Annotated in this window: 4 protein-coding genes; all 4 read right to left on the bottom strand. The window is 70.2% G+C overall.

Features of this window, described 5'->3' with window-relative positions; translation table 11 throughout:
• Positions 1-511 precede the first annotated feature (511 nt).
• The 4 genes from ACFYT9_RS17665 to ACFYT9_RS17650 all read right to left on the bottom strand — a co-directional run bounded on the left by ACFYT9_RS17665 (position 512) and on the right by ACFYT9_RS17650 (position 9192).
• Entirely contained in the window at positions 512-1342 is an 831-nt protein-coding gene (locus ACFYT9_RS17665) for a glycoside hydrolase domain-containing protein (protein ID WP_389164613.1), read from the bottom strand.
• A 128-nt stretch (positions 1343-1470) separates the two neighbouring features.
• A complete protein-coding gene (locus tag ACFYT9_RS17660) occupies positions 1471-2055 on the bottom strand; it encodes a hypothetical protein (RefSeq protein ID WP_389164610.1) in 585 nt (194 codons plus the stop codon).
• Between the two features lie 4 nt (positions 2056-2059).
• Positions 2060-2359, bottom strand: coding sequence for a hypothetical protein (locus ACFYT9_RS17655; RefSeq protein ID WP_387280356.1), 300 nt, complete (start codon positions 2357-2359; stop codon positions 2060-2062).
• Positions 2360-2460: 101 nt separating this feature from the next.
• A complete protein-coding gene (locus tag ACFYT9_RS17650; protein ID WP_389164607.1) occupies positions 2461-9192 on the bottom strand; it encodes a polymorphic toxin-type HINT domain-containing protein in 6732 nt (2243 codons plus the stop codon).
• Positions 9193-9924: the final 732 nt, after the last annotated feature.

Here is a 9924-nt window from a genome sequence, read left to right as displayed (position 1 = left end):
CCACCCAACTTTCCCCCCGCGCACTCCCGCCCGGCGGGGGGGGGGGCCGCCCCCCCCCCCCCCCCCCCCGCAACGGGGAGGGCGGGGGCCGGAACGGGCCCGCAGGAAGGGGACTTGACCAGTCGTGACCTTGCGGGCCCAACGCCACAGTAGCGGCGGTACAGGGGCGGGCCAGACGCTGTCAGACCCGCTGGCGAACCTGCTGGAGCACCCGCGCGCATGCGGCGGCCACCCCGCAAGGGAAGCACGCATGGCCGGATTCGCGCCCAGGCATGACCATCGCGGCGGCTTGGGTCCTCCCGGAGGCCCCGATCCGAGAACCTGGCGAGCCGGTCACGTCCGGCACCGCCCGGCTCGGCGGGATGTTCAGTGGCCATGACCGCAATGTTCCCTGAACACCCCTCCGATCGGTGACCCTCGCGGCCGGTGGCTTCGGGCGGTGCGGTTGCGTCCCGCCCTCGTGCGGCCGGCCGCACTCGATGCCTCACGACCCGGTCAGCCGGTCAGCCGGTCAGCCGATGATGGCGACCGGGGCGTCCCAGGCGTTGCGGTCGATGTTGATGGTGTGGCCGCCGCGGGTCTCCTTGCTGTTGGCCTTGTACTGGTGGCCGCGGCTGTGGTCGGTGTACAGCTTCGGGTTCCAGGGCCAGTCCTTGGTGGTGGTCTCCAGGCCGTTCCACCGGGCGTACCAGAGGTTGCCGGGCAGGTCGGTGCGGTTCTCGGCGGTGGCGATCGCGTGGGCGCTGGAGCTGCTGAAGCCGTAGAGGCCGGCGCGGTAGGTTTTGGCGCGCAGGGTCTTGGTGAAGGCCCGCACGTACGTGAGGGTGGCATCGTTGCATGCCTTGTCGGCGATGTCGTACGACTCCATGTTGAGGAAGATCGGGCTGCCGGCCTTCATTCCGAGCGCCGCCGCCTTGGCTACCGCGTCGTTGGCGTTGGCGACGCCGGTCGAGGCCGCGGTGGCCGCGGTGAACCTCTCCTTGTTCCGGCTCTTCTGGCAGGGCGGCTGGGCTCCGACATACAGGGGGATGACCCGCCAGCCGAGGGTGTCGACGGACTTCACCCAGGACTTCGTCAGATTGGGCTGCGCGCAGCCGCGGTTCTTGCCGCCGATGTAGACGGCGACGCCGCCGTAGTAGGCGTCCTTCTTCCACGCCTTCATCGCGGTGAGCGAGGGCGCTGTGCAGGCGTCGAACGCCCGTCCGGTGTAGGTCTTCTGCGCGGGCCACGCGGACGCGGCCATCGAGGTCTGCGCCGCGATCCCGGCAGTGGCCACGCCGACGGCACCTGCCGCCGTCAGGGCTATGGTGCGGCCTTTTCTGGACAGCCGGTGCTTCGGCATGGTCCCCCCATCAATGATCGGGCTCCGGTTCCCCGGAGCTCGCCCAGCCTATCCGGACGTGCCGGCACCTCCGCGACCGGTCGGCGGCGATCCGCGCTCGTGCGGGGCCGCGACGTGGAGGCAGGTGATCAGCGCTTCCCCGGCTCGTCCATGCAGGTGTCCGGGTCCTCGTCCGAGTCCTCGTCGGGGTCTTCGTCAAGGGTGTCGCTGACCCCCCACTCCTCGTGTGTCAGCACCGCCCCGTGCGGGGCGAGGAGCCGGGAGAGGGCGTCGCCGGCCAGGAGGGCGGCGGCGGCTTCGGCCGCTGGGATGTGCGTACCGCCATCCAACAGTTCGGCGGCGCCGGGTTGCCGCGCGACGAAGTCCGACCAGAGGCGAGGATCGGTCACCTCGAACTCCCAGGATCCGGACACCACGAAGCGGGTGTCGGGGTGGGTCTCCGTGGCTCGACCCGAGTCGCCGGGTCGGTCGGGGCGTGTCGAATCCTGCTCCTGGTCGGCGGCGCCGCCGAATTCCTCGAACTCTTCCAGTTCGTCGAAGGGACTGTCCCAGCCGGTTGCCTCACGGACCGTTCTGCCGTAGGCGACCGCTGCGGACCGCAGTGCATCGAAGGCGTCGATGCCGGCTTCTCCCTCCGGAGCCGGCTCGGACATCAACCAGGCGTGTCGCCGCAGTGCGGCGATCAGCTGCTCCATGGCGATCGGTACGTCCATGGGCTCACTCCTGTTCGCCGTGGGAGTTCCAGGCCCACGGCGCGCTGCTGCCGAAACGCCTGCGGAACACCGTGCCGGGCCTCGCGAACGCCACTTCCACGACGTCGTCGTCGATGGCGTTGCGGGCGGGGCGCCGGGGAACCTTTCGGTATCCGCAGGCACGCATGAGGTCGGTGGCCGATCTCCAGCTGTCCGCGGCCACCACCACCTCGTCGAGGGCGTCGCAGTCGTTGCTCTCGTCGACCAGGACGGCATAGGCGATGACCACGTCCTTGATCGTGGCCTTGGCGCTCATTCCACTCATCTGCACTCCCCATGGGTGACGGCGGGGCCGCAGTGCGGCCCCGCCGTCTCGTCCCCTGGTCAGGGGACGGCTCTCGTCAGGTCGGTTCGGTGGGTCTCACCTCACCCCATGCGGCCGCGGCCCCGGCCGTGCCAACGGTAGTGGATGGTTCCCCACCGGCCGTTCTTGCTCCACGTCAGATGCGCGTGGCCGCCGTTGCTGCACGGGCCCCGGAGTTCGCAGGAGTAGCCCTGCCGCCTCAGACGCTCGTGGTCCTTCCTGCGCTGCTGGTACGCCTTCCGCTTGCTGCTGAACCACTTGCTGCTGTTGCGGGAGCAGTTGTGGACGAGCGCGGACCGCCCGTCGACGGCCACGAAGTACGTGTGGGTGCCGGCGACGGTCAGGTTGAAGACGGTGCGGACGGCCTGCGTACGCTCGACGGCCGTGACCGTCGGGGCGCGCCCGCTGGAGTTCGACAGGCGGGAGCCAGGGGTCAGCTGGGTGGCGTCGACCCATCCCCGTCCCTGGACGAAGAAGGGGTGCTGGGCGGTCGCGGTGATCTTCCGGGACGTGCCGTCGCCGTCCGCGTCCACCGACAGGGTGATCAGGTCCTTGACGCCGTGACCTGTGATCACGTCGGAGACCGGGGAGACCTTCGTCTCGCCGGTGATCTCGTCGACCGCCTTGACCAGGTCTCCGACCTTCACCGCGCCGATCGGCTTGGTGCTGCCGTCGGCCATGACGACCGGCGTCTCGGGCAGGAAGGAGTTGCCGCGGCAGCTGCGGCCGATGGTGCGTGCCGCCCGCAGGGCGCGGTAGCCGCGGTAGGCCCGATAGCCCCAGGCGGCGGCGCCGAGACCGGGGATGAACCCCGCCGCGGTGAGCGCGATGTCCCACTTGTTGCGCCAGGCCCAGCGCTTGGCCTTCTTGAAGAGCTTCTTCCAGCCCCACTTGCCGTCGAGGTCGTAGCAGTTGACCGGGTCGGCCGAGCAGTACTCGTAGGCGTTGGCGTTGCCGCCCTGCTGGGGGTCGGTGGACAGGAAGCGGCCGGTGGCGGGGTTGTACTGGCGTACGCCCATGAGGGTGAAGCCGGCCACCGTCTCGCTGGAGCGCTGCTTTCCGCCCAGCCAGCCGTACCGCACGGCCTGCTGCTTGTCGCGCGCGTTGCCGTACTCGTCGGTGTCGAGGACGATCGGTGCCTCGCCCGCGTTGAGCGGGAGCTGGAGTGCGACGTCGCCGTGGATGTCGGTGAACTGGAGAACCGTGTCACCGGTGGCGCTGGTGACGGCTCCGAGGTTCCCGGAGAGGGCGTCGACGTTGCGGGTCAGGGCACCGGTGGCGGTGTTCTCGACGATCCAGCGCGGATTGTCGTTGTCACCGTCGTAGTGGTTGAGCTTGTTCTCGGTCGGGGACCAGGCTCCGCCGCTGTTGGTCTCGACCGTCCAGCCGCGGAAGCGCTGCGCGGCGTCGAGGGTCCACGTCTGCCGCTTGGAGCCGCTGGTCTGCTGGTGGGCGAGGTCGTTGGCGTGGTAGCCGACGCTCACGCCGCCCGGCAGGGCGGTGGTGCGGCCGAAGGCGTCGTAGACGTAGCCCGCGTCCGTGATGCGGTCCGCGCTGTCGAACGTCGAGGTCCTGGTGGTTCCTCCGGTGGTGGGGCAATCCATGCCGGGCGTCGACGCGGCGGTGGTCAGGGACGTGCGGTTGGCGTGCTTGTCGAACCCGTAGGTGCGCCGGGTGCAGACCGTCTCCACCGTGTCGTCGACCTGGACGAGGCGTCCGACGGCGTCGTAGCGGTAGGTCTGGTCCGACCAGCCGGCGTGGGTGGTCGTCTGGCCCTGCACGGACTCCGTCACCGTGTCGGACATGACCACGGTGCCGTCGCTGTCACGGGTATATGTGCGCTTGACGGGAGTGCCGGTGGTGTCCTCGGTCTGGGCGAGGGTGTATCCGCCGGGCAGCTTCTCCGTGGCGACGGAGCCGTCCGCGTCGTACGTGGCCTGGAAGACGCCCGCGATCGAGTCCGTCGCCTTGGTGACGAGGCCACGCGGCTCGGTGGTGTGGTCGTAGGTGTAGAGGACGGTGGACGGGACGGTGTCGCCGACCTTGACGGGACGGTCCAGCAAGTCGTACTCGGTCGTGGTCCTGCCGCCGTCGGCGTCCGTGTACGAGGCGATTCGGCCGAGACGGTCGTAGACCCTCGTGATGGTGCCGCCGGTGGGCGACGTCGTCCGGGTCTCCTGCCCGGTGGCGGGGTCGTACTCGGTGGTGGCGTCCGGGACGGCCTGTCCGACACCGCCGGTGACCTTCACCGTGACGGGGCGGCCCGCCGCGTCGTACGAGGTGGACGACGTCCGGGTGACGCCGTTGGCGGTGTCGGTGCCGGTCGTGGCGTTGCCCCACCAGTCGTACTGGGTGGTGGTGGTCGGCAGCTGCGCCGGGTTGCCTCCGCCGCCGGTGACGGCGCCTCCGGGGCCGGTCGAGCACACCAGGTCGGCCCACTCCGGGCGGCCGGCGCAGGCGCCGGTGCCGGTGGCCGACCAGTAGGTGGTCGCCACGGCGCCCGCGTCCGCCCCCGTGCTGCCCGTGTTGTACGTCTTGGTGACCCGGCCCTGGGCGTCGTACTCGGTCGTGGTGGTGATGGCCAGCCCGGCCGGGTCCTGGACGGACTTCGTCGGAAGGCCCCTGACCCAGTCGTACCGCGTCTCAGCGACACGCTGTTCGGCGTGGACCGCGGGGTGCTCACGGACCTGGGCGCCGGTGGTCACCCTGGTGACCTGGTCCTTGATCGTGGCGGTGCCGTCGGTGGGACGGCCCGTGTCGTAGTCGTTGACGGTCCAGCTGCGCGCGACGGCGGAGGTTCCGGCCGTCACCAGGACCGTCGTTCCCGACTTCAGGTCCGCGGTGAGGTCGACACGCCGCAGCGGGCCGAACTCCTCCAGCTCGCGGGTGCCGTTGTCGCTGTAGACGGACTTGGTGGTGAGCAGGTCGGCGCGCTCGGCCGCGGGCCGGGAGGCGATGCCCAGTTCGGCCTGCGTGGCGCGGTCCGCGGCGGACGTGCCGAGGGCCACGGCCCGGTTGGCCGCCGTCAGTTCACGGACGGTGTTGCCGAAGCGGTCGTACTCGGTCGTGGTGATGTGCCCGCCGGGAGTGGCGGCGTTCACCGAACGGCCCGACACGCCCATGTAGGTGATGTCGGCGCGCTGGTAGGACGTGGCGGTCAGGCCGCTGCCCGCGTTCGACGCCGGGGTGGCGTCGGCGGGGAACACGGCGGTCGCGTCGGTCGGCGCGTCCGTCTGGCCCCACGCCTTCACGTCGGCGGCGCCCATCTTGTGAGGGGCGAGGGTGCCGGTCAGCGGCACGTCGTAGACGACGCTGGTTGCGGCCGTCCCTTCGACCACGTCGAGGGTGCCCTGGCGCAGTGCGGGCCGCGAGGCCTTGAGCAGCATGCCGTCACCGGCCGCGCTGCTGGACCCGGCCTTGCCGTAGGTGAACGTCCACGGCAGCTGTCCGGACGGCGTGACCTGGGTGACGCGGCCTGCGGAGTCGTAGGAGTACTGCGTCTTCAGCGCGGGGCTGATCAGCGGGTTCCATGTCTCGCTGAGCCGGCCCGCGCCGTCGTACCGGTAGGTCTGCACGGCCTTCGACGTCGCCGAGGCAGCGCTGGGTTCGGTGGACCACAGTCGGATCTCCTTCACCTGGCCGGTGAAGTCGCCGAGCGTGGTGGCGTCGGCCGTGGTGGTGGTCGCGTAGACGAATTCCAGCGCGCGGCAGCCCTTGGTGGCGGGCGTAGCGGTGCAGGCCGCGGCGGACGCCGCCGAGGTGGGCGCGATGACCCGCTTGGGGCGGGCCAGCGTCTTTCCTGCGACGTTCACCGTCTCGGAGACGACGGTGGTGGTGGTCTGGGCCATGCCGTCCAGCAGCGCGCTGGAGACCTGCCAGGTGGTCGCGGCCGGCTCCGGCTTGGTGAACTCGGTGACCGTTCCCTCGGTGTCGGAGAGGGTGAAGCCGGCGGTCACGCCGCCGGTGAGCGTCAGGTCCTCCGAGCCGGGCTCGGGTATCCAGCCGTTCCTGGCCGCGTTCGCGGTGAAGGAGGTCTCTTCGCCCTCCAGGTCCACGACGGCCACGGCCGTGTCAGAGACCCTGCGCAGATGCGAGTAGTCGGAGTTGGTGGCCTCCGCGGCGGTGCCCGAGACCCACTCCTTGCCGAAGATGGCCGCCTGACCGGTCTGCTGCGCGCCGGCGTCCGGCTTGCGGGAGGACGCGGTGCGGGTCACCGACAGGTCGAAGTGGGTGGTGTCGGTGGCGGACACGCTGTAGTCACCGGTGAGCAGGTTCAGCGAACCCGGACCGATCTCGTCCACCGCGGCACCGGACGCGCTGCGGTCGACGACGACGGAGAGGGGCTGTGTGCTACCGGCCGCGGAGCCGGGGCCCGTGAAGTCGGCCTTGATCTGGACGGTGCCGTCGGGGTCGACCGTATCCGTGGCGTTCCACACCAGCGGGCTGTTCCTGCCGCCGCTGAGCGGGACCGGCCATGCGGTCAGCGCGGTGCCGCCGGACGTGACCTGACCGGCCGGGATGGTCACCCAGGGGTCGGCCTCGGAGCGGCGCCAGGAGAAGGAGACCTTGTCGTACGTGCCGCCGTCGGCCTCGGCGACCAGCGGCAGACGGCGGGCGGTGCGCTCGCCTTCGCTCGGCTGGACGAATCCGCCGGGGCCTGCGTGGAAGGTGTACGCGACCGGCTCCGACTTGTTGTCGGCCTTGTCCACCTGCCTCACCTGGAGGGTGTGGGTGCCGTTCTTGGGCGGGGTGACGCTGATGGCCTTGGCGGCGGTGGAGCCTCCGGTGGCGACCTTGGTCCAGGTCACGCCGTCCAGGGACCACTCCAGCCAGTTGTGGTCGGTGCCGCTGGGTGTGACGGTGAACGTGCCCGCCTGCCCCGCGCCCTTGACCCACGCGGCGGACGGGTAGTCCGCCGAGGTGATGCCGGTGGGGGCGACGGGGGCGGCGGTGTCGACCGTGAAGGTCTTCCAGGCCGACCAGCCCGGGTTGTAGTGGGCTCCGTCGTAGGGGGAGGTGCGGAACCTGTACGTCTTGCCGTTGGTCAGGGCTCCGGTCGGGACGGTCACGGAGGCGACCTGGCCGGAGTTCACCCACGGGGAGACGATGACGTCGCCGACCTGCGTGTTGGTGGCGTTGTCGAAGATCTGGAAGGTGCCGTTGACCTTGTCGCCGTTGGCGTCGACGAAGGTGTCCCGCAGGGTCGGCGTGACGGTGTTGACCGCGTAGGCGCCGCTGTAGGAGAAGTACGGCGGGCCGGCCTCCTGCTTGGTGCCGGTGCGCGGCCGGTAGTTGTAGGTGACGGTCAGCTTGGGAACGTTCGAGGCGGCGTTGGCGGAGTTGACCCGCTTCCACTCCTTGACGTCGTTCTCGTCGGTGGCCTTCAGCCCCATGCCGGCGTGGGACCACTTGTTGTTGGCCCAGTGCTGGACCAGATCGGTCACGTCGGCGTTGATCCACCCGTCGGGCTGCGCCGAGCAGCCGGCGTTGCCCCTGGTCTGGGTGGAGGTGGCCATCTTGGCGGCCATCGCCGGCCGGTTCGTCCAGCGGGAGGCGGTGGTGGCGTTGTTCGCCGTCCACACCTCCCACGGCTGTGCGGAGCAGTCGGTGTTGCCGGAGTGGAAGTTCCACAGGCTCAGGGTGGCGCTGGAGACCAGGGCGTCGGAGACCGGTGCGCTGTTCCAGGTGATGTACGACTGGGCGATGCGGTAGGTGCCGTCCGCGTTCTTCGTCCCTGGGTTGCCGAGGTCGAGTTCGGTGTCGGCTGACCAGTCGACCGTTTCGCCCTGCTGGACGTAGGTGTCGAACAGGTTGCCCAGAGCGGAGGTGGACGGGTCGACCGTCACGGGGTACTGGGTGGCCGGGTCGGCGAGGAAGCCGGCGTCCGGGGTGATGACGAGGTCGACGCCACCCCTGGTCTTGACGACCTCCATCCCGACCCTGGACCGGCGGGTGTGCTCACCGGAGACCTCGTCGACGGAGGCGTCCCACATCACCGGGGCCGGCATCGTCGCGGACTTCTTCGACTGCCGGTCCGTGAACAGCACGCTGCCATCGGCCTGCTGCTCGACCTTCAGACCCTTGGTCCGCAGCGGGAGCGTGTAGGAGAAGCCGTCGGAGGTGGGCTTCTGCTTGAGCTCGACGAACTGCTCGAAGCCTGTACGGGTGGCCTCGACCACCACATCGGCGCCAGGCACCGCGTTCACGTAGGTGGCGCGCGTGCCGTCCAGCCGCGGCGCGGGCAGTCCACCGCGCCACTGGAGGGTGATCTGATCGTCTCCCTGGCCGAGCGTGACCAGGTCGGTGGCGGCCGCCTTCTGGGCCGCGCGCAGCGAGCGCGCGGGCACACCGGTCCTGCCGGCCAGGATCAGACCTTCCGGATGCGCCTTGGCGGCGACCGAGCCGTCGCTCCGGGCGACCAGGCCGACATCCACAGCACGCCAGTCGCCCGTCAGGGAGTCCTGGAATCGCACCGGCCCGGCGGCCAGTTCGGTGGTGAGGGAGCCGTCCTTGTTGGCCCACGTGGTGGACGAATCGGTCCGCTCGGAGAGCGCCTCGACCCTCTTGCCGGACAGCTTCGCGGCCACGCGCGCCGACGCGATGTCGGCCGCCTGCGTCACCGCCTCCTGCTTCGGCTCGGCCGCAGGCGCCTGCCGCGGCTGAGCGATGGCGTGGCCTGCGCCGTCCAGCACGGTGACGGCCAGGACCAAGGCGAGGCCGCCGGCGATATGCCGCAGGCCTCTCCCCGTCCAGGGCCGGTCCCGCTCCTCCGGAGCGGGTATGTGAATCGTCATCATTCCTCAGTGCGTCACGTCGAGTTGCGCCACAGCTGTGACGCAGCTGTGAACCTACCGAGGAATGGAACGGTCACGAGACGACCAAGATCAGGCAAAATTGGAACTGATCGATCAATTCGCAGGGTGATGTGCGACACAGGTACTGCAGGGGTCTTGCTTGCACCGCTCCCACGCGCTCACTCCACCTGTCGGCAGCACGGCCGCTGGTCCGGGGGGTGTCAGCGAGGACGCCGGCCTGGTCGTTCGCGTACGCCTCACGCCGCGCCGACCTCCACGGAGTCTGCTCAGTCGGCAGGGAGCGTCATTCGAAGCATGCGGTATCCCGCCGGCGACGGTACGACTCTCCTGGGCGGCGATGCCGGTGTCCGGGAGGGCCGGGAGCGCACAAGGCGTGAGTGTCCGAAGTCGACTCGGAGCTCGCGGGGCGATTCAATGCCTGGGTGGTGGACTGGGCACAGATGCACGACTGTCACTTTGACGTAGATCGCGTCCCTGAGCTTCTCGCTCGGGTGGAGCGTGAGTACGACTCCGAAGCGTGGACGGAGCTGGGACACCGACTGATCCTTGAGCATGACCTGGTGTCGCCCGCCGGCATTGCTGCCCTGCCCCGACTGTACGACTCGCATCGGGGAGCAGGAAGGCACGCCACCTGGCCGGCGAGATCATGGAGCGCGCGGCCAGCCACCATGGCTGCGACGAACTGCTGGCTGAGAGCGTCGACGTGATCGC

Source organism: Streptomyces sp. NPDC004435 (genome assembly GCF_042873895.1).
Lineage (GTDB): Bacteria > Actinomycetota > Actinomycetes > Streptomycetales > Streptomycetaceae > Streptomyces.
Note: the sequence above shows the minus strand (reverse complement) of the source record. Positions and strands in the feature narration are given on the sequence as shown.